This window comes from Burkholderia sp. BDU5 (assembly GCF_001522845.1).
Classification (GTDB): domain Bacteria; phylum Pseudomonadota; class Gammaproteobacteria; order Burkholderiales; family Burkholderiaceae; genus Burkholderia; species Burkholderia mayonis.
On sequence record NZ_LOWC01000027.1, the window covers coordinates 36,940 to 59,587 of the forward strand.

21 protein-coding genes are annotated in these 22,648 nt (G+C 66.0%); 18 read left to right on the forward strand and 3 right to left on the reverse strand.

Translation table 11 applies throughout. The annotated features are described in order from the left end of the window. The first annotated feature begins 12 nt into the window (after window positions 1–12). The 5 genes from hflC to WS69_RS05320 all read left to right on the forward strand — a co-directional run bounded on the left by hflC (window position 13) and on the right by WS69_RS05320 (window position 4,468). On the forward strand, window positions 13–912 hold the full coding sequence (hflC, locus tag WS69_RS05300; RefSeq protein ID WP_059469756.1) for a protease modulator HflC: 900 nt from the start codon (window positions 13–15) through the stop codon (window positions 910–912). Window positions 913–936: 24 nt separating this feature from the next. Continuing rightward, the gene (locus WS69_RS05305) at window positions 937–1,128 is read left to right on the forward strand and encodes a DUF2065 domain-containing protein (protein ID WP_059469757.1); all 192 of its coding nucleotides are present in this window, start codon (window positions 937–939) and stop codon (window positions 1,126–1,128) included. Between the two features lie 120 nt (window positions 1,129–1,248). Then, window positions 1,249–2,397 carry an ATP phosphoribosyltransferase regulatory subunit gene (locus WS69_RS05310; RefSeq protein WP_059469758.1) on the forward strand — a complete coding sequence of 383 codons (1,149 nt, stop codon included), beginning with the start codon at window positions 1,249–1,251 and terminating at the stop codon, window positions 2,395–2,397. 124 nt (window positions 2,398–2,521) lie between these two features. Further along, on the forward strand, window positions 2,522–3,868 hold the full coding sequence (locus tag WS69_RS05315) for an adenylosuccinate synthase (protein ID WP_059469759.1): 1,347 nt from the start codon (window positions 2,522–2,524) through the stop codon (window positions 3,866–3,868). Between the two features lie 6 nt (window positions 3,869–3,874). Beyond that, window positions 3,875–4,468 carry a phosphoribosyltransferase gene (locus WS69_RS05320; RefSeq protein ID WP_059469760.1) on the forward strand — a complete coding sequence of 198 codons (594 nt, stop codon included), beginning with the start codon at window positions 3,875–3,877 and terminating at the stop codon, window positions 4,466–4,468. A gap of 116 nt (window positions 4,469–4,584) precedes the next feature. On the opposite strand, the gene WS69_RS30160 is transcribed toward WS69_RS05320, so the two are convergent. Then, window positions 4,585–4,779 (reverse strand): hypothetical protein, encoded by a 195-nt coding sequence (locus tag WS69_RS30160; protein ID WP_082715961.1) that lies wholly within the window; start codon window positions 4,777–4,779, stop codon window positions 4,585–4,587. Here WS69_RS30160 and WS69_RS05325 point away from each other — a divergent pair. Then, window positions 4,744–6,636 (forward strand): potassium transporter Kup, encoded by a 1,893-nt coding sequence (locus tag WS69_RS05325; RefSeq protein ID WP_059469761.1) that lies wholly within the window; start codon window positions 4,744–4,746, stop codon window positions 6,634–6,636. The two genes, WS69_RS30160 and WS69_RS05325, sit on opposite strands and share 36 nt — an antisense overlap. Before the next feature lie 301 nt (window positions 6,637–6,937). Here the strand turns inward: WS69_RS05325 and WS69_RS05330 are convergent, their stop codons facing one another. Beyond that, window positions 6,938–9,265 (reverse strand): Tex family protein, encoded by a 2,328-nt coding sequence (locus tag WS69_RS05330; RefSeq protein ID WP_059469762.1) that lies wholly within the window; start codon window positions 9,263–9,265, stop codon window positions 6,938–6,940. Window positions 9,266–9,405: 140 nt separating this feature from the next. On the opposite strand from WS69_RS05330, the gene WS69_RS05335 reads away from it, so the two are divergent. The 3 genes from WS69_RS05335 to WS69_RS05345 all read left to right on the forward strand — a co-directional run bounded on the left by WS69_RS05335 (window position 9,406) and on the right by WS69_RS05345 (window position 12,792). Beyond that, window positions 9,406–10,155: a hypothetical protein gene (locus WS69_RS05335; protein ID WP_059469763.1), complete on the forward strand. Its 750-nt coding sequence runs from the start codon at window positions 9,406–9,408 to the stop codon at window positions 10,153–10,155. A gap of 107 nt (window positions 10,156–10,262) precedes the next feature. Beyond that, window positions 10,263–10,478, forward strand: coding sequence for a YdcH family protein (locus WS69_RS05340; RefSeq protein WP_010103275.1), 216 nt, complete (start codon window positions 10,263–10,265; stop codon window positions 10,476–10,478). 58 nt (window positions 10,479–10,536) lie between these two features. Further along, on the forward strand, window positions 10,537–12,792 hold the full coding sequence (locus tag WS69_RS05345; RefSeq protein WP_059469764.1) for an ATP-dependent DNA helicase: 2,256 nt from the start codon (window positions 10,537–10,539) through the stop codon (window positions 12,790–12,792). A 156-nt stretch (window positions 12,793–12,948) separates the two neighbouring features. Here the strand turns inward: WS69_RS05345 and WS69_RS05350 are convergent, their stop codons facing one another. Beyond that, window positions 12,949–13,773 carry an outer membrane protein assembly factor BamD gene (locus tag WS69_RS05350; RefSeq protein ID WP_010103277.1) on the reverse strand — a complete coding sequence of 275 codons (825 nt, stop codon included), beginning with the start codon at window positions 13,771–13,773 and terminating at the stop codon, window positions 12,949–12,951. A gap of 53 nt (window positions 13,774–13,826) precedes the next feature. Between WS69_RS05350 and WS69_RS05355 the strand changes: the two genes are divergently transcribed. The 9 genes from WS69_RS05355 to WS69_RS05395 all read left to right on the forward strand — a co-directional run bounded on the left by WS69_RS05355 (window position 13,827) and on the right by WS69_RS05395 (window position 22,451). Continuing rightward, window positions 13,827–15,014 carry an RluA family pseudouridine synthase gene (locus tag WS69_RS05355; RefSeq protein WP_059469765.1) on the forward strand — a complete coding sequence of 396 codons (1,188 nt, stop codon included), beginning with the start codon at window positions 13,827–13,829 and terminating at the stop codon, window positions 15,012–15,014. A 6-nt stretch (window positions 15,015–15,020) separates the two neighbouring features. Continuing rightward, on the forward strand, window positions 15,021–15,878 hold the full coding sequence (pgeF, locus tag WS69_RS05360; protein WP_059469766.1) for a peptidoglycan editing factor PgeF: 858 nt from the start codon (window positions 15,021–15,023) through the stop codon (window positions 15,876–15,878). Between the two features lie 505 nt (window positions 15,879–16,383). Then, a complete protein-coding gene (gene phaC, locus WS69_RS05365) occupies window positions 16,384–18,183 on the forward strand; it encodes a class I poly(R)-hydroxyalkanoic acid synthase (protein ID WP_059469767.1) in 1,800 nt (599 codons plus the stop codon). A gap of 96 nt (window positions 18,184–18,279) precedes the next feature. Then, window positions 18,280–19,461 carry an acetyl-CoA C-acetyltransferase gene (locus WS69_RS05370; protein ID WP_059469768.1) on the forward strand — a complete coding sequence of 394 codons (1,182 nt, stop codon included), beginning with the start codon at window positions 18,280–18,282 and terminating at the stop codon, window positions 19,459–19,461. Between the two features lie 126 nt (window positions 19,462–19,587). Next, a complete protein-coding gene (locus WS69_RS05375; protein ID WP_059469769.1) occupies window positions 19,588–20,328 on the forward strand; it encodes a 3-ketoacyl-ACP reductase in 741 nt (246 codons plus the stop codon). Window positions 20,329–20,464: 136 nt separating this feature from the next. Then, on the forward strand, window positions 20,465–21,034 hold the full coding sequence (gene phaR, locus WS69_RS05380) for a polyhydroxyalkanoate synthesis repressor PhaR (protein ID WP_059469770.1): 570 nt from the start codon (window positions 20,465–20,467) through the stop codon (window positions 21,032–21,034). 164 nt (window positions 21,035–21,198) lie between these two features. Beyond that, a complete protein-coding gene (locus WS69_RS34515) occupies window positions 21,199–21,636 on the forward strand; it encodes a hypothetical protein (protein WP_226382742.1) in 438 nt (145 codons plus the stop codon). 177 nt (window positions 21,637–21,813) lie between these two features. Continuing rightward, entirely contained in the window at window positions 21,814–22,086 is a 273-nt protein-coding gene (locus WS69_RS05390; protein WP_059469771.1) for an AbrB/MazE/SpoVT family DNA-binding domain-containing protein, read from the forward strand. 26 nt (window positions 22,087–22,112) lie between these two features. Continuing rightward, complete coding sequence (locus tag WS69_RS05395) at window positions 22,113–22,451, forward strand: type II toxin-antitoxin system PemK/MazF family toxin (RefSeq protein ID WP_019254717.1); 339 nt, start codon at window positions 22,113–22,115, stop codon at window positions 22,449–22,451. Window positions 22,452–22,648 lie beyond the last annotated feature (197 nt).

Genomic DNA, 22,648 nt, shown 5'->3' on the forward strand with positions numbered 1-22,648 from the left:
GGAGCGCATTACATGAACCGAATCATCGCGCTCGTCGTAGCGATCGTCATCGTCGCACTGGTGGCTTCGTCGACGGTGCTCGTCGTCGATCCGCGCCACGCGGCCGTGCTGTCGTCGCGCGACGGCGACGCGCCGACGCTCGCCGGCCCCGGCCTTCATTTCAAGCTGCCGCAGCCGCTGCAGACGGCGACGTTCGTCGACGTCCGCATCCAGACGCTCGACTCGGCCGATCCGCAGATCCTGACGACGAAGGACAAGAGCGACGTGCTCGTGAGCCCCGTCGTCAAGTACCGGGTCGCCGACGTGCTCAAGTACTACAAGGAAACGGGCGGTGCGCCGCGCGGCGAGGTCGATCGCCTGTCGGCGGCCGTCAAGGGCGCGCTCGGCGGCGCGTTCGCGAAGCGCGAGCTCGACAGCGCGCTCGGCAGCCAGCGCGCGATCGCCGACGAGGCGAAGCGCGTGCTGCAGGCCGATGCGACGCCGCTCGGCATCGACATCGTCGATGTGCAGCTCATGCGCATCGATCTGCCTGCCGCGCAGGCGGACGGCGCGTACCAGCGGATGACGGCCGAGTTGCAGCGTCAGGCCGAGCGCGAGCGCGCGGAAGGCGCGGCGCAGGCGGAAGAGATCAAGGCGGACGCGGCCCGGCAGCAGCAGACGATTCTCGCGGAAGGCTACAAGGCCGCGCAGTCGATCAAGGGGGAGGGCGACGCGAAGGCCGCGTCGATCGCCGCCGACGCATTCGGCCGCGATCCGCAGTTCTACCAGTTCTACGCGAGCCTGCAGGCGTATCGGAACAGCTTCAAGCCGAACGACGTCATCGTCGTCGATCCGGACAGCGAGTTCTTCCGCTTCATGCGCAGCCCGACGGGCGGCGCCGCGGCGCCGGCTGCCGCTCCCCGCAACCGTTGATGTGCAAGGGGCGTCGTCGTCCGCATGGATTTCGCTGGTTCGTTACTGCTTGCTCTCGCGCTGATGCTCATCATCGAGGGCGCCTTTCCGTTCGTGTTTCCGAGCGCGTGGCGCGACACGTTCCGTAGAATAGCGGAGCGGCCTGCGCACCATATCCGGATCGGCGGGTTCATCGTGATGGCGATCGGGCTTGCGCTGCTCCTGCTCGTCACCTGACCCGGCCGTGCGCGTCCGCTCGGCGCTTCCCGGCCATCCGCCGGGACGCCGGGCGCCGACCCGATTTCAATCCGAGGCGCGCGTCGCGCGCGCCGTGTTTCCCGTCGTAGGATCGCAACGATGTCGACCTGGTTACTTCCCGAGAATATTGCCGACGTGCTGCCGTCGGAGGCGCGCAAGATCGAGGAGCTGCGTCGCAGGCTGCTCGACCGATTTCGTTCGTATGGCTACGAGATGGTCATGCCGCCGCTCCTCGAGTATCTGGAATCGCTGCTGACGAGCGGCGGCAACGAGTTGCGGTTGCGCACGTTCAAGCTCGTCGATCAGGTGTCGGGCCGCACGCTCGGCTTGCGCGCGGACATGACGCCGCAGGTCGCGCGGATCGACGCGCACCTGCTGAACCGCCAGGGCGTGACGCGCCTCTGCTACGCGGGCCCCGTGCTGCACACGCGGCCGCGCGGGCTGCACGCGAGCCGCGAGCAGCTCCAGGTCGGCGCGGAAATCTACGGACATGCGGGCCTCGAGGCCGATCAGGAGATCCAGCAGTTGATGCTCGACGCGCTGCATCTGACTGGTCTGAAGAAAATTCGGCTCGACCTGTGCCATGCGGGCGTGCTGGCGGCGCTCTTCGCGCGCGACGCGGTCGCGGCCGAGCGCGGCGAGGCGCTCTACGACGCGCTCGCCGGCAAGGACGTGCCGCGCCTGAACGAATTGACCGACGATCTCGGCGCCGATACGCGCGCCGCGCTGCGCGCGCTGCCGCGCCTGTACGGTGACGCGTCGGTGCTCGACGAGGCGCGCCGCCAGCTGCCGGCGCTGCCCGAAATCGCGCGCGCGCTCGACGACCTCTCGCATCTCGCCGCGCAGGTGAAGGACGCCGAGGTCGCGATCGATCTCGCCGATCTGCGCGGCTACGCGTATCACAGCGGCGCGATGTTCGCCGCATACGTCGACGGCGTGCCGAACGCGGTCGCGCACGGCGGCCGCTACGACCACGTCGGTCAGGCGTACGGCCGCGCGCGCCCGGCGACGGGCTTTTCACTCGACCTGCGCGAAATTGCGCGGATTTCGCCGATCGAGGCGCGCGGCGCCGCGATTCTGGCGCCGTGGAAGCAGGACGACGCGCTGCGCGCGGCGGTCGGTGCGCTGCGCGACGCGGGCGAAGTCGTGATCCAGGCGCTGCCGGGGCACGATCACGTGCTCGACGAGTTCGCGTGCGACCGCACGCTCGTCGAACAGGGCGGCGCGTGGGTGGTCGAGCCCCGCTGAACGCGTCGCGCCGCCGGGCTTCCGACGCGCTTCCAGCGTGCAATGTCGTTGAAGCGAAACGGAAAAATTCGGAACCGGCGGCGAACCTAGGTAGAATACGTTTTTAACCAGCTAACGAATCAACATGTCTGCCAGCGCAGTGAACGCGACTCCCGGGCGCAATGTCGTCGTCGTGGGGACTCAATGGGGTGATGAAGGCAAAGGCAAGATCGTCGACTGGCTGACGGACCACGCTCAGGGCGTCGTGCGTTTCCAGGGCGGCCACAACGCCGGCCACACCCTCATCATCGGCGGCAAGAAGACCATCTTGCGCCTCATCCCGTCGGGCATCATGCGTGAAGGCGTCGCCTGCTACATCGGCAACGGCGTCGTGCTGTCGCCCGAGGCGCTCTTCAAGGAAATCGGCGAGCTGGAAGAGGCAGGGCTGAACGTTCGCGAGCGCCTGTTCATCTCCGAAGCCGCGACGCTGATCCTGCCGTACCACATCGCGATCGACCAGGCGCGCGAAGCGCGCCGCGGCGCGGGCAAGATCGGCACGACGGGCCGCGGCATCGGCCCCGCGTACGAAGACAAGGTCGGCCGCCGTGCGCTGCGCGTGCAGGATCTGTTCGACGCGAGAACGTTCGCCGACCGCCTGCGCGAGAATCTCGACTTCCACAACTTCGTGCTGACGCAGTATCTCGGCGGCGCGGCCGTCGATTTCCAGGCGACGCTCGACACGATGCTCGGCTACGCGGACCGTCTGAAGCCGATGGTCGCCGACGTGTCGCGCCGTCTGTACGAAGAGAATCACGCGGGCCGCAACCTGCTGTTCGAAGGTGCGCAAGGCACGCTGCTCGACATCGATCACGGCACCTATCCGTTCGTCACGTCGAGCAACTGCGTCGCGGGCGCGGCGGCGGCGGGCGCGGGCGTCGGTCCGCAGAAGCTCGACTACATCCTCGGCATCACCAAGGCTTATTGCACGCGCGTCGGTTCGGGCCCGTTCCCAAGCGAGCTGTACGACGCGGACAATCCGAGCCGCCAGGACCAGATCGGCGTCACGCTCGCGAACGTCGGCAAGGAATTCGGCTCCGTCACGGGCCGTCCGCGCCGCACCGGCTGGCTCGACGCGGCCGCGCTGCGCCGCTCGATCCAGATCAACGGCGTGTCGGGCCTCTGCATGACGAAGCTCGACGTGCTCGACGGCCTCGAGGAAGTGAGGCTGTGCGTTGGCTACAAGATCGACGGCGAAGACGTCGACCTGCTGCCGCGCGGCGCGGCCGAGGTCGCGCGCTGCGAGCCCGTCTACGAGACGTTCGGCGGCTGGAAGGAAAGCACGGTCGGCATCAAGTCGTGGGACGCGCTGCCCGCGAACGCGCGTGCGTATCTGACGCGCGTGCAGGAAGTGGCTGGCGTGCCGATCGACATGGTGTCCACTGGCCCGGATCGCGACGAGACGATCCTGCTGCGTCATCCGTTCAAGGTGTAAGCGCCGATGACGCAGAATCTCCTGGCGACGCTCTCGATGTCCGACCCGCGCAACGACGACAAGAATCTCTGGGTCGGCTGGGACGAATACCACCGGTTGATCGAGATGCTCGCGCTCGCGGTGCACGATTCGGGTTGGAAGTTCGACAAGATCCTGTGTCTTGCGCGCGGCGGTCTGCGCGTCGGCGATCAACTGTCGCGCATCTACGACCTGCCGCTCGCGATCCTCGCGACGAGCTCGTATCGCGAGGCGGCGGGCACGGAACAGGGCGATCTCGACATCGCGCAATACATCACGATGACGCGCGGCGATCTGTCGGGCAACGTGCTGCTCGTCGATGATCTCGTTGATTCGGGCGTGACGCTCGCGCGCGTCCAGCAGCATCTGAAGGAGCGTTATCCGGCCGTGACGGCCGTGCGTTCGGCGGTGCTCTGGTACAAGGGCTGCTCGAAGGTGAAGCCCGACTACCATGTCCAGTACCTGCCGACGAATCCGTGGATTCATCAGCCGTTCGAGGAATGGGATACAGTGCGTCCGCACAATCTCGCGGCATGGATCAAGCGCGGCAACGCGCAGCGCAACGACGCGTCCGGCGCGTGAGCGCGGCCAATGTTGCATCGAAAACGGCGCCCGGACGGCGCCGTTTTTTTTACGTCCTCTTTACAGCACCCGAAGAATCGCGCGGCAAGGGTAGGCGCGCCGCCCTCGCCCGGCTATCATGACGCCCCGTCGCGGGGGGAAGCGTCACGACCCCGTGCTACACTCGGCGCGCCGCCGCAAGTGGTGTGCTGACAACACCAGTGGGCGGCATTTTTGCGTGCCCAGTTAGAATAGCGCTCGATTTTCCGACCCCAGCACGGATTTATACCGCTTTTATGACCGACACGAATCACTCGTCCACGCGCCAGCATTCGCTGCAATCGCTCGCGATCGCCGCAATCGGCGTGGTTTTTGGCGACATCGGCACGAGCCCGCTGTACTCGCTCAAGGAAGCGTTCAGTCCGGCCCATGGCATTCCTCTCACGCAAAGCTCGATTCTCGGTGTGATCTCGCTGCTGTTCTGGGCGATCATTCTCGTCGTTGGCATCAAATACGTGTTGTTCGTGATGCGTGCGGACAACAACGGCGAAGGCGGCGTACTCGCGCTGATGGCGTTGTCGCTGCGGCCGCTGAATCCGAAGTCCCGCGTCACCGGGCTCATGATGGCGCTCGGCATCTTCGGCGCGTGCATGTTCTACGGCGACGCGGTGATCACGCCGGCGATCTCGGTGATGTCGGCGGTCGAGGGTATCGAGGTCGCGGCGCCGCAGCTAACGCATCTCGTGCTGCCGATCACGATCGTGATCCTGATCGCGTTGTTCTGGATTCAGCGGCACGGCACGGCGATGGTCGGCAAGCTGTTCGGCCCGATCATGGTGCTCTGGTTCGTCACGATCGCGGTGCTCGGCGTCTATCACATCGCGCGCGCGCCGATGGTCATCGCGGCGATCAACCCGTACTACGCGTTCTCGTTCATGTCCGAGCACGTGCTGCTCGCATACGTGGTGCTCGGCTCCGTCGTGCTCGTGCTGACGGGCGCGGAGGCGCTCTACGCGGACATGGGCCACTTCGGCGCGAAGCCGATCCGGCTCGCCGCGTACGTGCTCGTGATGCCGTCGCTCGTGATCAACTACTTCGGCCAGGGCGCGCTGCTGCTCCTCGATCCGAAGGCGATCGAGAATCCGTTCTTCCTGCTCGCGCCGCAATGGGCGGCGCTGCCGCTCGTCGTGCTGTCGACGGTCGCGACCGTGATTGCGTCGCAGGCGGTGATCTCGGGTGCGTATTCGCTGACGAGCCAGGCGATCCAGCTCGGCTATGTGCCGCGGATGAAGATCCTGCACACGTCCGACCTTGCGATCGGCCAGATCTACGTACCGGTCGTCAACTGGCTGCTGTTGTTCGTGATCCTCTGCATCGTGATCGGCTTCAAGAGCTCCGACAACCTCGCGGCCGCGTACGGCATCGCGGTGACGGCGACGATGGTGATCACGACGATCCTCGCCGCCGTCGTGATGGTGAAGGTCTGGAACTGGAACAAGCTGCTCGTCTCGCTCATCATCGGCGTGTTCCTCGTCGTCGATCTCGGCTTCTTTGGCGCAAACCTGTTGAAGGTCGAACAGGGCGGCTGGCTGCCGCTCGGCATCGGTGCGATGCTGTTCTTCCTGCTGATGACGTGGTACAAGGGGCGTCACATCGTCAAGGAACGCACAGCGGCCGACGGCATCCCTCTTACGCCGTTCCTGCAGGGGCTGCTCGCGCATCCGCCGCATCGCGTGTCGGGCACCGCGATCTATCTGACCGGCAACGACAAGCTGGTGCCGGTGAGCCTGCTGCACAACCTGAAGCACAACAAGGTGCTGCACGAGCGGACGCTGTTCCTCACGTTCGTCACGCGCGACATTCCGTATGTGAAGGATGACGAACGAGTCACGATCCAAGACGCGGGCGAGGGACTCTACATCGTCAAGGCGGAGTACGGCTTCAACGAGACGCCGGACGTGAAGGCGGTGCTCGAGGAAGTCGCGCGGCAGCGCGGCCTCACGTTCGAGCTGATGGATACGTCGTTCTTCCTCGCGCGCGAGACAGTCGTGCCGACTCATCTGCCCGGCATGTCGATCTGGCGCGAGCGCGTGTTCGCGTGGATGCACCAGAACGCCGCGAAGCCGACCGACTTCTTCTCGATTCCTGCCAACCGCGTTGTCGAGCTCGGCACGAAGATCGAGATCTGAGCGACGCATGCCGCGCCGTTCGTCGTCGAGCGGCGCGGCTCGATGCGTGAGTGGCGTCGAACTGCCTGTCGGCATTGACCGGCGCCGCACCACAAAAAAGCCCGCATCGGTGCGGGCTTTTTCATGTGCGCCCAGTATGGGCGCACTCCTGCGGGTGCAAGTCCCGCCATAAGCGGATCACGGCAAATGAAGCGAAGCGCAACTGCACGAGGGCGATCGAGTGTGGGGAGGACGCGTGGAGCGTAAATCGCGACGGTCAGATTAACTGACTGCCCCTATCCCGATTGCGGACGACGCGAGCTCAGCGCTGCTGCTTGAGCTTTGCGAACGCGGCGGCCATCGCGCCCGCCGGCTCCGGCTCGCGCGAGCGCTGCGGACGGTTGCCACCACGCATTCCGCTGCGATCCGCGCCGCCGCGGTCGCCTGCCGCACTTGGCGCAGCGTCGTCGTCGAGACGCATCGTCAGCGAGATCCGCTGGCGCTTCACGTCGACGTCGAGCACCTTCACCTTGACGACCTGACCCGCCTTCACGACTTCGTGAGGATCCTTGACGAATTTCGTCGACATCGCGGACACGTGGACGAGCCCGTCCTGGTGCACGCCGATGTCGACGAACGCGCCGAACGCGGCGACGTTCGTCACGACGCCTTCGAGCACCATGCCCGGCGCGAGATCCGACACTTTCTCGACGCCTTCGCGGAACGTCGCGGTCTTGAATTCGGGGCGCGGATCACGGCCCGGCTTCTCGAGCTCGACGAGAATGTCGCGCACCGTCGGCAGCCCGAAGCGTTCGTCGACGAATTCGGTGGGCGACAGGCCCGCGAGCGCGTCGCGGTTGCCGAGCACGTCGTCGATGCGCTTCTGGATCTTCGCGAGCATTCGCTCGACGACGGGGTACGCTTCCGGGTGAACCGACGAGCGATCGAGCGGGTTCTCGCCGCCGTTGATGCGCAGGAAGCCCGCGGCCTGCTCGAACGTCTTGTCGCCGAGGCGCGGCACCTTGCGCAGATGCTCGCGCGATGGGAACGGGCCATTCGCGTCGCGGTAGTCGACGATGTTGCGCGCGAGCGTCGTATTGAGGCCCGACACGCGCGCAAGAAGGGCGGCGGACGCGGTATTCGCGTCGACGCCGACCGCGTTCACGCAATCCTCGACGACCGCATCGAGCGAGCGCGCGAGCTCGCGCTGGTTCACGTCATGCTGATACTGGCCGACGCCGATCGCTTTCGGCTCGATCTTCACGAGTTCGGCGAGCGGGTCCTGCAGCCGGCGTGCGATCGACACCGCGCCGCGCAGCGACACGTCGAGTTCCGGGAATTCCTTCGCCGCTAGTTCCGACGCCGAGTAGACGGACGCGCCCGCTTCGGACACGACGATCTTCTGCAGTCCGAGCGTCGGATGTTTCGCGATCAGCTCGCTCGCGAGCTTGTCGGTCTCGCGCGATGCAGTGCCGTTGCCGATGCTGACGAGCTCGGCCTGCGTCTGTGCGGCGATGCGCGCGAGCTTCGCGAGCGAGCCGTCCCAGTCGCGGCGCGGCTCGTGCGGGTAGATCGTGTCGGTTGCGAGCAGCTTGCCGGTGCGGTCGACGACCGCAACCTTCACGCCCGTGCGCAGGCCGGGGTCGAGACCGATTACGGCCTTCGGGCCCGCGGGCGCGGCGAGCAGCAGGTCCTTCAGATTGCGTGCGAACACGCGGATCGCCTCGTGCTCGGCCGTCTCGCGCAACTGCGTGAGCAGCTCGGTCTCGATGTGCGGCTGCACCTTCACGCGCCAGCACCAGCGGCACACGTCGGACAGCCACTTATCGGCCGGCCGGCTCTGGTTCGCGATCCCGAAATGGCGCGCGATCATCGCCTCGCCCGGATGCGGCACTTGCGCGTCGAGTTCTTCGCCGAGGCCGAGCTTGACAGTCAGCACGCCAGCGTTGCGTCCGCGGAACAGCGCAAGCGCGCGGTGAGACGGCACTGTCTTGATCGTCTCCGAGTAATCGTAGTAGTCGCGGAATTTCTCGCCTTCCTCGCCTTCCTTGCCCTCGACGACGGCCGACGACACGACGCCGCGCTCGAACAGATAGTCGCGCAGCTTGCCGAGCAATTCCGCCGTCTCGCCGAATTGCTCGGACAAGATGTCGCGCGCGCCGTCGAGCGCCGCTTTCACGTCGGCGACGCCCTTGTCGGCGTCCACGTACGCGGCGGCTTCCGTTTGCGGATCGAGGAGCGGATTCGCGAGGAGCGCCTGCGCGAGCGGCTCGAGCCCCGCTTCGCGCGCGATCTGCGCGCGCGTGCGGCGCTTCGGCTTGTAGGGCAGGTACAGATCCTCGAGCGTCTGCTTGCTGTCGGCCGTGTCGATCGCCGCGCGCAGCTCGTCGGTCAGCTTGCCTTGCTCGTCGATGCTCGCGACGATCGTCGCGCGTCGCTCCTCGAGCTCGCGCAGATACAGGAGGCGTTCCTCGAGCTGGCGCAGCTGCGTGTCGTCCAGATTGCCCGTGACTTCCTTCCGGTAGCGGGCGATGAACGGAACGGTGGAGCCTTCGTCGAGGAGTTGCACCGCTGCGGCGACCTGCCTGGGCTGGACCGCCAGTTCGTCGGCGATGCGCTGTACGATCTTGAGTGCTACGGTTTCCGTCATGTCGTGATGTGCGTCTGCTGCCTGCTGAAATCGCCCGTGCCGGCCGGCTGCGCCTTCGGGCCGGAATGGGCGGGTGAATGGAGCGGGGCATTTTGCCATAAATGCAAATGGGGCTAGCCGCGGGTGTTAGAATTTCACCCATGATCCGCAGCTTTCCTACGACGTTGCCTACCTCCCGATTTTTCGTTGTCGCGTTCGCCGCAGCGCTTGCGGCGATGCTGTCCTGCGCGCCCGTCGCCGGCCTCGCGCAGACGTCTGCCGCCGCACCTGCCGCCGATGCGTCCGATGCGGGCACGTTCGCCGCGCAAGCGAATTTCGATGCGCGTCAAAAAGTGCTCAATCAACGCACGGCGGAAAACGACTATCGTTATGCGGTGGCTCAGCACGATTGCTACAGCACGTTTTTCGTCAATCGCTGCCTGGACAAGGCGCGCGAGACGATGCGCGCCGAGCGCGCGAGCATCAGCGAGGAACAGCTCGCGCTCGACGACGAGCAGCGTGCGGTGCGTGCGCAGGAGCGCGACCGGCAACTGGCGCTGAAGGAAGCCGAGCGCCAGGCGCAAGCGCCGCAGCGCGCGGCCGACGAAAAGGCGAGCGCGGCCGCATACGAAAGCAAGCAGCAGCAAAACGCGCTGAAGCGCGCGGAACGCGACGCACAGGCGCCGCAGCGCGCAGCCGACCAGAAGGCTTACGACGCGAAGCAGGCCGAGTTCCAGCGCAAGCTCGACGCAGCGCACGCGCAAGCGGCGAAGGACGCGCAGCAGCGCGCTGAGAACGCCGCGCGCTACGAACAGAAGCAGCGTGAGGCGGTGCAGCACAAGGCCGACGTCGAGGAGCGCCAGCGGCAGGCCGCCGAGAAGGCGCAACAGAAGCAGCAACAGCAGCAGTAACGGCCGACAGCAGGGCAGTAACGCGGTACGTTGGGTAGTGGTTTCGCAAGGCAATCTCGGGCATGCGGGCGGCTCGGCCGGCATGCTGGTTCAGTGAGGAGGCGAGTATGCAAACCCGTTTGGCGGAAACGCAACAGGAACTGTACAACCGACTGGCGTCGTTGCAGGAGCTGCACAGGCAGCTTGCCCGCGAGATCGAACTGAAGGAGGGTCGTTCCGATATCGACGACTTGGCGCTGCACCGGCTGAAGAAGGAAAAGCTGCTGGCCAAAGACAAAATCATCATGCTGCAATCGCAGCTCGAACCGGATAAGCGCGCTTAGGCGCGGCCTGGCAAGCGCCGGCGCCGCGGCAAGCGCCGGATACTAGGAACCGCTTGCCTTGAATTCACCGCTTGATGCCAATCCCGACGCGCGGCGCGACGAATTGTCCGCCGCGCGCTCACGCACGTCCGACGCCGGAGCGGCGGCAGGAGCGTACACGCCGAGCGTGAAACGCATCAACGAGCTCGACGCCATTTTCGGCGAAGGCGGACTGTTCGCGCGCGCGCTCGACGGCTATCGTCCGCGTGCGTCGCAAATCGACATGGCGCGCGCCGTCGCCGCCGCAATGGAGGCGTCGGGCAAGCTGATGCCCGAACCCGAGATCTTCGAGACGCGCAAGCGTCCCGCGCGGCGCCTGCAGGACGGCGCGTCCGCTGGCCGCGACGGCGCGCCCGCCGCGTCGTCCGACGACGAAGGGGGGGATAACAGCGACAACACGCTGATCGTCGAGGCCGGCACCGGCACCGGCAAGACCTACGCGTACCTCGTCCCGGCGATGCTCTGGGGCGGCAAGGTGATCGTGTCGACGGGCACGAAGCACCTGCAGGACCAACTGTTCCAGCGCGACATCCCGACGGTGCGCGACGCGCTCGCGGTGCCCGTGACGGTCGCGATGCTCAAGGGCCGCGCGAACTACCTGTGCCATTACTACCTGCAGCGCACGGCCGACAACGGCCGCTTGCCGTCGCGACAGGACACCGCGTACCTGCAGGACATCATCCGCTTCGCGAAGCTCACGAAGAGCGGCGACAAGGCCGAGCTCGCGAGCGTGCCGGAGACGTCGCCCGTGTGGTCGATGGTCACGTCGACCCGCGACAACTGCCTCGGCCAGGAATGCCCGCATTACAAGGACTGCTTCGTGATGCAGGCGCGCCGTGAGGCGCAGCAGGCGGACATCGTCGTCGTCAATCACCACCTGTTCTTCGCGGACATCATGTTGCGCGATACCGGGATGGCTGAGTTGCTGCCGAGTGCGAACACGATCGTCTTCGACGAAGCGCATCAGTTGCCCGAGACTGCAACGCTTTTTTTCGGCGAGACGCTGTCGACGACACAGATGCTCGAGCTCGCGCGCGATTCGGTCGTCGAGGGCCTCGCGCATGCGCGCGATGCGGTCGAATGGGTGAAGCTCGGCGGTGCGCTGGAGCGTGCCGCGCGCGATGTGCGGCTCGCGTTCGCCGACGACGGCATCGTGCGCATGTCGCTCGCGCAACTGGGCGACGGCCATCCGCTCTTCGGCGCACTCGATGTGGTCGAGGCGGCGCTCGATGCGTTGTCGACTGCGCTCGCCGGGCAGGCGGAGCGCGCCGAATCGATTGCGGCATGCCAGCGCCGCGCGAGCGAGCTGCAGGATCTGCTCGCGGGCTGGGTCGCGCCCGGCGCGAAAGCGGACGCAGCCGATGCGCAGGCCGCCGCGGAAGCGGGTGAGCGCGGCGATCCGAACGAAAAGGTGCGCTGGGTCGAAGTGTTCGCGCATACGGTCCAGCTGCACGAGACGCCGCTGTCCGTCGCGCCGATCTTCGCGAAGCAGCGTGCGGGCGTGCCGCGCGCGTGGATCTTCACGTCGGCGACGCTGTCGGTGCGCGGCGACTTCACGCACTACGCGGCGCAGATGGGCCTCGATGCACGCCGCTCGATGACGCTGCCGAGTCCGTTCGACTATCAAACGCAAGGACTCCTGTACGTGCCGCGGAATCTGCCGCAGCCGTCGTCACCCGTGTTCACCGACGCGGTGTTCGACGCCGCGCTGCCGGTGATCGAGGCGTCGGGTGGCGGCGTGTTCGTGCTGTGCACGACGCTGCGCGCGGTCGACCGGATCGCAGCGAAGCTGCGCGACACGATCGAGGCGCGTGGCTGGAACACGCCGCTCCTCGTGCAGGGCGATGCGAGCCGCACCGAACTGCTTGATCGGTTCCGTGCGTACGGCAACGCGATTCTCGTCGGCAGCCAGAGCTTCTGGGAGGGTGTCGACGTGCGAGGCGACGCGTTGTCGCTCGTCGTGATCGACAAGCTGCCGTTCGCGCCGCCCGACGATCCGGTGCTTGCCGCACGGCTCGATGCGCTGACGAAAAAGGGATTGAGCCCGTTCGCCGTCCATCAGCTGCCGCAGGCCGTCATCACGCTGAAGCAGGGCGCGGGCCGGCTGATTCGTGCGGAGACGGATCGCGGCGTGCTGATGATCTGCGACACGCGCCTCGTCGACAAGCCGTACGGCCGGCGTATCTGGCAGAGCCTGCCGCCCTTCAAGCGCACGCGCGAGATCGACGTCGTGCGCGATTTCTTCGCCGAGCGGCGCGAGGCCGAGCAGGCATAGGCAAGGGCGTCCAAGCGAATCGTCGACGGCGGCAGCGGCGGCGCGTGGCACGCGCCGCGGTCGACGCAGTCATCGCGACACGGATCGACGGCGCGCAAAAAGAAAAACCCGGCCTGTCGAGCCGGGTTTTTCTTTACCGCGTCGACTGCGCGGCGCTCAGAATTGCCACCACGATTTCTTCGCGCCCGGCCGTGCACGGCCCGTGACATACGGGCTGTCCGGGAACGTCGACGCGAGCACGCGTTTCGTGTCGTCGGCCAACTGGGGCTGATTCAGCTTCGCGTACGACAGCATCATGATGTGCAGTGCGTCCTCGATCGCGGGCGCGTTCTTGTATTCCTTGATCGCGAGCTGCGCGCGGTTGATCGCCGCGACGTATGCGCCGCGCCGATAGTAATAGTCGGCCGAGTGCACTTCGTGCGATGCGAGTGCGTTGACGATGTAGCGCATCCGCGCGGCCGCGTCCGGCGCATACTTGCTCTTCGGATAGCGGTCGACGACGACCTTGAATGCGTCATACGATTCGCGCAGCGCCTGCGGATCGCGCTCGCTCATGTCCTGGCCGGAGAAACGGCCGAAGAGACCGAGGTCGTCGTTGAAGTGGATCATCCCCTTCAGGTAGTACGCGTATGCGATATCCGGGTGATCCGGGTGGAGCTGGATGAAGCGGTCGATCGCCTGGTCGGCCGCGGCCGCTTCGTTGTCCTTCCAGTTACAGTAGGCGACATTGATCTGCGCCTGCTGCGCGAAATGGCCGAACGGATCGCGGCCCTGCAGCGCTTCGAAGTATTTCGCGCACTTGCCCCAGTCGCCGCCCGTCAATGCATCCTGAGCCTCTGAGTATAATTTGTTGTTCGACCAGGCCGCCGTTTCATCGGTCTTCTGCGGCAAGCCGTGGCAGCCCGCGACGAGCGCCGCGGCCGCGGCCAGCGCGGCCCAGGCCGCCGCAGGTTTCGCGACGCGTTTGGTCGAATGCATCATGGTGAATAGGGCTCGCATTGTCCTAGCTTCAAGTCTCAAGTGACCCAGTCTAAATGACCCGTTCAAGTACGTTGAATGCCCGTACGGGCACGTCAAACCGCGACGATTATAGCCCAAGCGCCGGCCTCGCCGACGCTTCTCCCGGTGATTCGCTCGACGACGATCTGACGAGCGACGCGCTCGTCGCTCCCGTGAGCGCCGATCTCGGCGCCGACGCGCCGCGCGTGATCGAGGTACCGCCCGCGCTTGCGGGCGAGCGCCTCGACAAGGCGCTCGCGCAGCTTTTCCCCGAGTTCTCGCGCAGCCGTCTGCAGCAATGGATCGAGTCGGAGCGCGTGCGCGTCGATGGCGCGCTCGCGAAGATCCGGCAGCCCGTGCCGCTCGGCGCGACGATCGAGCTGTTGCCGGACCTGCTGCCCGAGCAGCTCGCGTTCGCACCGGAGCCGGTGCCGCTTTCGGTCGTCTACGAGGACGACACGCTCGTCGTCATCGACAAGCCGGCCGGCCTCGTCGTCCACCCGGCCGCGGGCAACTGGAGCGGCACGCTGCTGAACGGCCTGCTGCACCGCTATGCCGACGCGGCCGGTTTGCCGCGCGCGGGCATCGTGCATCGGCTCGACAAGGAGACGTCGGGCCTGATGGTCGTCGCGCGCACGCTCGCCGCGCAGACCGATCTGATTCGCCAATTGCAGGCGCGCACGGTGAAGCGCCGCTATTTCGCGCTCGCATGGGGGCAGATGCCCGCCGAGGGCACGATCGATGCGCCGATCGGCCGCGACCCGCGCGAACGCACGCGGATGGCGGTCGTGACCGGCGCGGCGGGCAAGCCGGCGCGCACGCACTTTCGCACCGTCGATACGACGATGTGGGAACGCCAGCCGGTATCGGCGATCCATTGCGACCTCGAGACCGGGCGCACGCATCAGATCCGCGTACACTGCGCGCACGTCGGACATCCGCTCCTCGGCGATCCGGTGTACGGCCGCGCGCGCGGCAAGCGCTCGGTCGCGCCGCTGCCGGGCGGCTTCGCACGGCAGGCGCTGCACGCGTGGCGGCTCGGCCTCGTCCATCCAGCGACCGGCCGGACGATGCAATGGCGCGCGCCGCTGCCGGACGATCTCGCGGCGCTCGTCGACGCGCTCGGCTTCGGCTCGGACGATGCGGAATTCGGCGACGCCGACGCGGTCTATGACGACGGTTACGATGAAGGCATCCCGTATGCGGATGACGATGAGGATTGACTGCCGATGACGACGTTGCGACCCCTGACGCTCGCCGATTGCGTGCAACCCGACTGGCACGCGCCGCCGCGCGTGCGCGCGCTCGTCTCGACGCGCAACGGCGGCGTGAGCGACCCCCCTTTTGGCGGGTGGGGCGACGCGGGCGAGGTTGCGGGCGGGATGAACCTCGGCCGGCATACGGGCGACGACCCGGCGCACGTCGAGACGAACCGCGCGCGGTTGCTCGCGTTGACAGGCCAGCCGCGCGCGGCCTGGCTCGACCAGGTTCACGGCACGGACGTCGTGCGCGCGGAGGACGTGCTCGCCGCGAGCGAGGGCGAATCGGGCGAGGGCGAGACGGGCGGCGTCGTGCGCGCGGACGCGAGCGTGGCCGCGACGCCGGGCGCGGTTTGCGTCGTGATGGTCGCCGACTGTCTGCCGGTGCTGCTGTGCGACAGCGCGGGCCGTGCGGTCGGCGCTGCGCACGCGGGCTGGCGCGGCCTCGTCGCGGGAATCGTCGAGAAGACGGCCGAGCGTGTCGCGGCATTGGCGGGCGGCGGCGTCGACGATCTCCATGCGTATCTCGGCCCGGCGATCGGTCCGACCGCGTTCGAGGTCGGCGCCGAAGTGCGTTCGGCCTTTCTCGGTGCGGCGCCGCTCTCCGATTATGCGGCGACCGAGCGCGCGTTCGCGCCGCGGGCGGACGCCCCCGGCAAGTATCTGGCGGATCTCCATGCGCTTGCGCGGCTGCGCCTCGCGCGCGCGGGCGTCACGCACGTGAGCGGCGGCGCCGCGTGCACGGTGACCGAGCGCGAGCGTTTCTATTCGTATCGGCGCGATCGCGTGACGGGCCGAATGGCCGCGATGATCTGGCTCGCCGAATGACGGCCGCCCGCCGCGAGCGGCCCTTTATTGCGAATCGCGACGGAATCGAAGCGATATTTTCGCTGCGCTGCCTGGGCGCGATTTGCTGCGCTGCTCTGTGCGATTGCTGTCATCAAGATCGTCTAGACGACTCTTGCCGGCCCAATCGGCCGGGCGTTCCCGCCAAGCCTCGCGTAGCGCGTTTCGCAACAGTCATTCCGGTTTGCGAACCATGTGTTGTCGGAGGTGACGGATCACATGGGGAAAACGATAATGATAAAACTACTGCACTGCGGCAGAATCTGGAGAAACGCTCCAGAACACGACGCCCGGCTGGACGGGGCGTGCAGTGGGTGGTCGACATCATGCGGCTCGAGCAGGATTTCCAGGGTCCCCGCAGGCAATACCGAGGAACCACCGAGGAACCACCGTTAAGGCAGGTATGACAGCATCGAAAAATTCGTCGACGTCCTCTCATACGGATACTCCCCAAGGTCGCGAGACAGCCGGATCGGCGACCCAGCCCATGCAACAGATGTTCGAGGCCTGGCTGAACGCGTGGCGCGGCTTCGCGGACCCGGCCCGGGCAGCAGCAGGCGGTGCGTCCGCACAGCCGCCGTACGCGGCGTTCCAGCCGCCTCAGCCGTTCCCGTTCGCGATGCCGAAGATGCCGCCGATGCCGGAGTGGCCCGGCGCGGCCGCGTCGTTCCCGGGGCTCGCGCCCGTCGCGGCGGTGCCGCCCACGCAGTTGCAGAAGCTGCAGGCCGACTATTCGCGCGATTGTCTCGCGCTGATCCAGCAGGCGACGGCCGCGTCGCCGATCGCCCCTGATCTGAAAGACCGGCGCTTCAGCGCGGACGCGTGGAAGGCGTCGCCCGCGCACGCGTTCGCGGCCGCGTGGTATTTGCTGAACGCGCGCTATCTGGAGGAGCTCGCCGACGCGCTCGAGACCGATCCGAAGACCCGCGAGCGGATCCGCTTCACGATCCAGCAGTGGACAGCCGCGGCGTCGCCGAGCAACTTCCTCGCGCTCAATCCCGAGGCGCAGAAGAATCTCGTCGAGACGCAAGGCGAGAGCCTGCGGCTCGGGATGATGAACCTGCTCGCCGATATGCAGCGAGGCAAGATCTCGCAGACGGACGAATCGCAGTTCGTCGTCGGCAAGAATCTCGCGGTGACGGAAGGCGCGGTCGTCTACGAGAACGACCTGATCCAGTTGATCCAGTACAAGCCGACGACGGCGACCGTGTTCGAGCGGCCGCTCCTCGTCGTGCCGCCTTGCATCAACAAGTTCTACATCCTCGATCTGCAGCCGGAGAATTCGCTCGTCGCGCATGCGCTGTCGTGCGGCCATCAGGTCTATCTGGTGTCGTGGCGCAACGCCGACGCGTCGGTCGCGCACAAGACCTGGGACGACTATATGGACGAGGGGCTCCTCGCCGCGATCGACGTCGTTCAGCAGGTGAGCGGGCGCGAGCAGATCAACACGCTCGGCTTCTGCGTCGGCGGGACGATGCTCGCGACGGCGCTTGCGGTGCTCGCTGCGCGTGGCGAACATCCGGCCGCATCGATGACGCTTCTCACTGCGATGCTCGACTTCTCCGATACGGGCATCCTCGACGTGTTCGTCGACGAAGCGCACGTGCAAATGCGCGAACAGACGATCGGCGGCAAGAACGGCGCGACGCCGGGCCTGATGCGCGGCGTCGAGTTCGCGAATACGTTCTCGTTCCTGCGTCCGAACGATCTCGTCTGGAACTACGTCGTCGACAACTACCTGAAGGGCCGCACGCCGGCGCCGTTCGACCTGCTGTACTGGAACAGCGATTCGACGAGCCTGCCCGGCCCGATGTACGCGTGGTATCTGCGGAACACCTATCTCGAGAACAAGCTGCGCGAGCCGGACGCACTCACCGTGTGCGGCGAGCCCGTCGATCTGTCGCGGATCGACTTGCCGACCTTCATCTACGGCTCGCGCGAGGATCACATCGTGCCGTGGCAGACCGCATATGAATCGACGTCGCTGCTGACGGGGCCGCTCGAGTTCGTGCTCGGCGCGTCGGGCCACATCGCGGGCGTCATCAATCCGCCCGCGAAGAAAAAGCGCAGCTACTGGACCTACGACGCGGGTGTGAAGGAACTGCCGGAATCGGCGAACGACTGGCTCGACGCGGCGACCGAGCATCCGGGCAGTTGGTGGCCGGAGTGGATCGAGTGGCTCGACCAGTACGGCGGCCGCAAGGTGAAGCCGCGCGCGCAACTCGGTTCCGCGCGCTTCCCGGCGATCGAGCCCGCGCCCGGCCGGTATGTGATGCGCCGCGATTGACGAACGGCGTAAGGCGGAGCACGCTTTCCTGCGCTACCGATTTTTAACAGGGCGGTTCGCGGCGCGCCGTGCCGCGTTCGCTCGGAGGATAGGGAAATGACTGACGTAGTGATCGTATCGGCCGCGCGCACCGCGGTCGGCAAATTCGGCGGCTCGCTCGCGAAGATCGCGGCGCCGGAGCTCGGCGCAACCGTGATCCGCGCAGTGCTCGAGCGAGCGGGCGTGAAGCCGGAGCAGATCAGCGAAGTGATCCTGGGCCAGGTGCTGACGGCGGGCTCGGGCCAGAACCCGGCGCGCCAGGCGCTGATCGCGGCGGGGCTGCCGAGCGCGGTGCCCGGCATGACGATCAACAAGGTGTGCGGCTCGGGCCTGAAGGCCGTGATGCTCGCCGCGAACGCGATCGTCGCGGGCGATGCGGAAATCGTCGTCGCGGGCGGCCAGGAGAACATGAGCGCCGCGCCGCACGTGCTGCCGGGCTCGCGCGACGGCTTCCGGATGGGCGACGCGAAGCTCGTCGACAGCATGATCGTCGACGGCCTGTGGGACGTCTATAACAAGTACCACATGGGCGTCACCGCGGAGAACGTCGCGAAGGAGTACGGCATCACGCGCGAAGAGCAGGACCAGTTCGCCGCGCTGTCGCAGAACAAGGCGGAGGCCGCGCAGAAGGCAGGCCGCTTCGACGACGAGATCGTGCCGATCGGGATCCCGCAGCGCAAGGGCGAGCCGCTTCGCTTCGCGACCGACGAATTCGTCCGCCATGGCGTGACGGCCGAGTCGCTCGCGGGCCTGAAGCCCGCGTTCACGAAGGACGGCACGGTGACGGCCGCGAACGCGTCCGGCATCAACGACGGCGCGGCCGCGGTGCTCGTGATGTCGGCGAACAAGGCCGAGGCGCTCGGCCTCGAGCCGCTTGCGCGGATCAAGGCGTACGCGAACGCGGGCGTCGATCCGAGCGTGATGGGCATGGGCCCCGTGCCGGCATCGCGCCGCTGTCTCGAGCGCGCGGGCTGGTCGGTCGGCGATCTCGACCTGATGGAGATCAACGAGGCGTTCGCCGCGCAGGCGCTCGCGGTCCACAAGCAGATGGGCTGGGATACGTCGAAGGTCAACGTGAACGGCGGCGCGATCGCGATCGGCCATCCGATCGGCGCGTCGGGCTGCCGGATTCTCGTCACGCTGCTGCACGAAATGCAGAAGCGCGATGCGAAACGCGGCCTCGCGTCGCTTTGCATCGGCGGCGGGATGGGTGTCGCGCTCGCGGTCGAGCGTCCGTAACGCGAGTCCGACGGCAACCGGTCGGGCCGTGCCGATGGGCGCGACCCGGCGAACAGGCGGATCGGCAGGCAGGCGACGGAGAGGTTGCCGCGCGGCGCTTCTCAAAACGATAATGGAGTGATGGTTATGTCTCAGCGAATTGCTTACGTAACGGGCGGGATGGGCGGCATCGGCACGAGCATCTGCCAGCGCTTGCACAAGGACGGCTTCAAGGTGGTCGCGGGCTGCGGCCCGAATTCGCCGCGCCGCGTGAAATGGCTCGAGGACCAGAAGGCGCTCGGCTACGAGTTCCATGCGTCCGAAGGCAACGTCGGCGACTGGGATTCGACGAAGCTGGCGTTCGACAAGGTGAAGGCCGAGATCGGCGAGGTCGACGTGCTCGTCAACAACGCGGGCATCACGCGCGACGTCGTGTTCCGCAAGATGACGCGCGAAGACTGGACGGCCGTGATCGACACGAACCTGACGAGTCTCTTCAACGTCACGAAGCAGGTGATCGACGGTATGGTCGAGCGCGGCTGGGGGCGCGTCATCAATATCTCGTCGGTGAACGGCCAGAAGGGGCAGTTCGGCCAGACGAACTACTCGACCGCGAAGGCGGGCATTCACGGCTTCACGATGTCGCTCGCGCAGGAAGTCGCGACGAAGGGCGTGACGGTCAACACGGTGTCGCCGGGCTACATCGGCACGGACATGGTGAAGGCGATTCGTCCGGACGTGCTCGAGAAGATCGTCGCGACGATTCCGGTGCGCCGTCTCGGCTCGCCCGACGAGATCGGCTCGATCGTCGCCTGGCTCGCGTCGGAAGAGTCCGGCTTTTCGACGGGCGCCGATTTCTCGCTGAACGGCGGCTTGCATATGGGCTGAGCCACATGGCCGGGCGGCGCATGCCGTCCGGCCATGTGGGTCGGATGTTCCGGGAACGCCCGGTGCCGCGCGCGGTCGTGCCTGCGTGCGGCACCGGGCGCCGTCACTGCGCTCATCAGGCGCTCAAAGGCGTTACATGACTACTACAAAGAATACTGGCGAACGGCTGATCAAGAAGTATCCGAACCGCCGTTTGTACGATACGGAGACGAGCACCTACATTACGTTGACCGACGTGAAGCAGCTCGTGCTCGACCAGGAGGATTTCAAGGTCATCGATGCGAAGAGCAACGAAGACCTGACTCGCAGCATCCTGCTGCAGATCATTCTCGAAGAGGAAAGCGGCGGTGTGCCGATGTTCTCGTCGTCGATGCTGTCGCAGATCATCCGTTTCTACGGGCATGCGATGCAGGGGATGATGGGCGCGTACCTGGAGAAGAACATCCAGGCGTTCATCGACATCCAGAGCAAGCTCGCCGACCAATCGAAGAGTCTGTACGAAAACAATGCGATGAACCCGGAAGTCTGGTCGCAGTTCATGAACATGCAGGCGCCGATGATGCAAGGGATGATGACGAGCTACATCGAGCAGTCGAAGAACATGTTCGTGCAGATGCAGGAGCAGATGCAGAACCAGGCGAAGACGATGTTCAGTTCGTTCCCGTTCAAGCCGACGCCGCCGGGCAGCGAGCCGGAGAAAAAGTAGACGCAACGCGCGACGTCGTGCGACGTCTTTCGCCGGGACCGTGGCCGGAATGCGACCCGGCTGCGTTGCGATACTGCATGTGTCGTCGCTCCGTGAACCCGCTTGCGGCTCGGCGGGGCGGCATCGATTACGCTCGGAGGGCGCATCGCCCGAGGGGCCGCGGCTTGCCGCGCGTCATCGGGCGGACGTCGCAATCGCATGCAGGAAACGGCGCCGCGCAGGCGCCGTTTTTTTCGGGGTGGGATGCGCCGAGTGATGCCGCCGCAGCAGACGGGCAGGCGGCCGTTTCGTCTGCGACGCACGCGCCGCATTCGCGAACCCGCCTCCTGAAGCTGTCGGCCGGCCTCGCGCGTCTGCCGTGTACGAGCGCGATGGACGCGTGCTACGTCGGGGCGATCCGGCTCATGAGGCTCGTCACCAAGCAGCTCGCAATCGGCGTCACGCATGCGGTCCGGGTGGGCGACGCGCTCGGTGTGCTCCCTCGGGGAAACGTCGCCGCGCGGAGGGTAAAATGCCGGCAAACCCAAGGCGTGCCGCCACCGGACGCCGTCCCCTCACGCATGGAAGCGATAGTTGGAAAATTCATTGAAATCACGCGGTAAGCCGCTCGCCGCGCCCAAGGTGGGCATGGTTTCGCTCGGGTGCCCGAAGGATGGGGTAAATAAACTGATTGCTTCGTAAATTTGCCTGTATCAACGTTGTTGACACATCGGTGCCTCGGAGCTATAGTGTTTCTACACGTTTATACGTGATCAACTGAAGCAGATAAGGAGTGCGTGATGGCTGTGCAGACCCTCAAGCGTTGGGGGAACAGTCTTGCGGTTCGAATCCCTGCAAGTGTTGCTCAAGAGGCGCACTTTGCAGAGGGGCAAGAAGTTGACGTTCATGTGGTTGATGGCAAGGTGCAGATTCTTCCGCACGCAGGTATCAAGCGTTTTTCTCGCGAGAGGTACTTGCAGCAGCTTCGCGAGGGGAAGCTGGAGCCGCATCCGATCGTTGACTTCGGTGAACCGCAGGGCTCGGAGTTTGGTGGACCAGACGATCCGACCTGACGCAGAACTAGAAGGACAGAAACAAGATGCTCAATGGAGTGCCGGAAGCAGGTGATGTGATTCGGCTGTATATCGGACCGAGTAAGGGTAACGAGCAAGACGGATATAGGGCGGTGGTCGTGCTCACGCCCGTGGACATCAACGAATTGACGGGGCGTGTGGTCGGTTTGCCGATCACGTCGACGGTTCGGGGTTGGGAAACTGAGATCCCGATCGCGAGCCTTGCTCGTCCAGGCGTCGCTCTTGTGGATCAAATTGTGAATCTCTCGTTTAAGGCGCGGGAGTTCAGATTCAATGGCGAGCGCGCAACGGATGAAGAAATGGAGGCGATCAGGTATGCGGTTCGAATGTACCTAGATCTGTAATTATTGAAATGGCACCCTTAGGTGCCATTTTTTGTCGCGTTGGGCGCGTAAGCGGCCGGATTTGGAATAAAAAAACAGCGCCGCAAGGGCGCTGTCCATCAACTTCGCGATTCCGGAGTGGTGTCACGGATCGGCGTAATGGAGCCTGGGAAGATCGGCGTAAAGGCGCCACTTGGAAGGGTTGGGAAACGCAGTTT

What these genes read in the sequence shown, in the direction of transcription:
- hflC (WP_059469756.1), top strand. Translation starts at nt 13, where the DNA reads ATGAACCGAATCATCGCGCTCGTCGTAGCGATCGTCATCGTCGCACTG.
- WS69_RS05305 (WP_059469757.1), top strand. Translation starts at nt 937, where the DNA reads ATGGATTTCGCTGGTTCGTTACTGCTTGCTCTCGCGCTGATGCTCATC.
- WS69_RS05310 (WP_059469758.1), top strand. Translation starts at nt 1,249, where the DNA reads ATGTCGACCTGGTTACTTCCCGAGAATATTGCCGACGTGCTGCCGTCG.
- WS69_RS05315 (WP_059469759.1), top strand. Translation starts at nt 2,522, where the DNA reads ATGTCTGCCAGCGCAGTGAACGCGACTCCCGGGCGCAATGTCGTCGTC.
- WS69_RS05320 (WP_059469760.1), top strand. Translation starts at nt 3,875, where the DNA reads ATGACGCAGAATCTCCTGGCGACGCTCTCGATGTCCGACCCGCGCAAC.
- WS69_RS05325 (WP_059469761.1), top strand. Translation starts at nt 4,744, where the DNA reads ATGACCGACACGAATCACTCGTCCACGCGCCAGCATTCGCTGCAATCG.
- WS69_RS30160 (WP_082715961.1), bottom strand. Translation starts at nt 4,779, where the DNA reads ATGCTGGCGCGTGGACGAGTGATTCGTGTCGGTCATAAAAGCGGTATA.
- WS69_RS05330 (WP_059469762.1), bottom strand. Translation starts at nt 9,265, where the DNA reads ATGACGGAAACCGTAGCACTCAAGATCGTACAGCGCATCGCCGACGAA.
- WS69_RS05335 (WP_059469763.1), top strand. Translation starts at nt 9,406, where the DNA reads ATGATCCGCAGCTTTCCTACGACGTTGCCTACCTCCCGATTTTTCGTT.
- WS69_RS05340 (WP_010103275.1), top strand. Translation starts at nt 10,263, where the DNA reads ATGCAAACCCGTTTGGCGGAAACGCAACAGGAACTGTACAACCGACTG.
- WS69_RS05350 (WP_010103277.1), bottom strand. Translation starts at nt 13,773, where the DNA reads ATGATGCATTCGACCAAACGCGTCGCGAAACCTGCGGCGGCCTGGGCC.
- WS69_RS05355 (WP_059469765.1), top strand. Translation starts at nt 13,827, where the DNA reads ATGACCCGTTCAAGTACGTTGAATGCCCGTACGGGCACGTCAAACCGC.
- pgeF (WP_059469766.1), top strand. Translation starts at nt 15,021, where the DNA reads ATGACGACGTTGCGACCCCTGACGCTCGCCGATTGCGTGCAACCCGAC.
- phaC (WP_059469767.1), top strand. Translation starts at nt 16,384, where the DNA reads ATGCAACAGATGTTCGAGGCCTGGCTGAACGCGTGGCGCGGCTTCGCG.
- WS69_RS05370 (WP_059469768.1), top strand. Translation starts at nt 18,280, where the DNA reads ATGACTGACGTAGTGATCGTATCGGCCGCGCGCACCGCGGTCGGCAAA.
- WS69_RS05375 (WP_059469769.1), top strand. Translation starts at nt 19,588, where the DNA reads ATGTCTCAGCGAATTGCTTACGTAACGGGCGGGATGGGCGGCATCGGC.
- phaR (WP_059469770.1), top strand. Translation starts at nt 20,465, where the DNA reads ATGACTACTACAAAGAATACTGGCGAACGGCTGATCAAGAAGTATCCG.
- WS69_RS05390 (WP_059469771.1), top strand. Translation starts at nt 21,814, where the DNA reads ATGGCTGTGCAGACCCTCAAGCGTTGGGGGAACAGTCTTGCGGTTCGA.
- WS69_RS05395 (WP_019254717.1), top strand. Translation starts at nt 22,113, where the DNA reads ATGCTCAATGGAGTGCCGGAAGCAGGTGATGTGATTCGGCTGTATATC.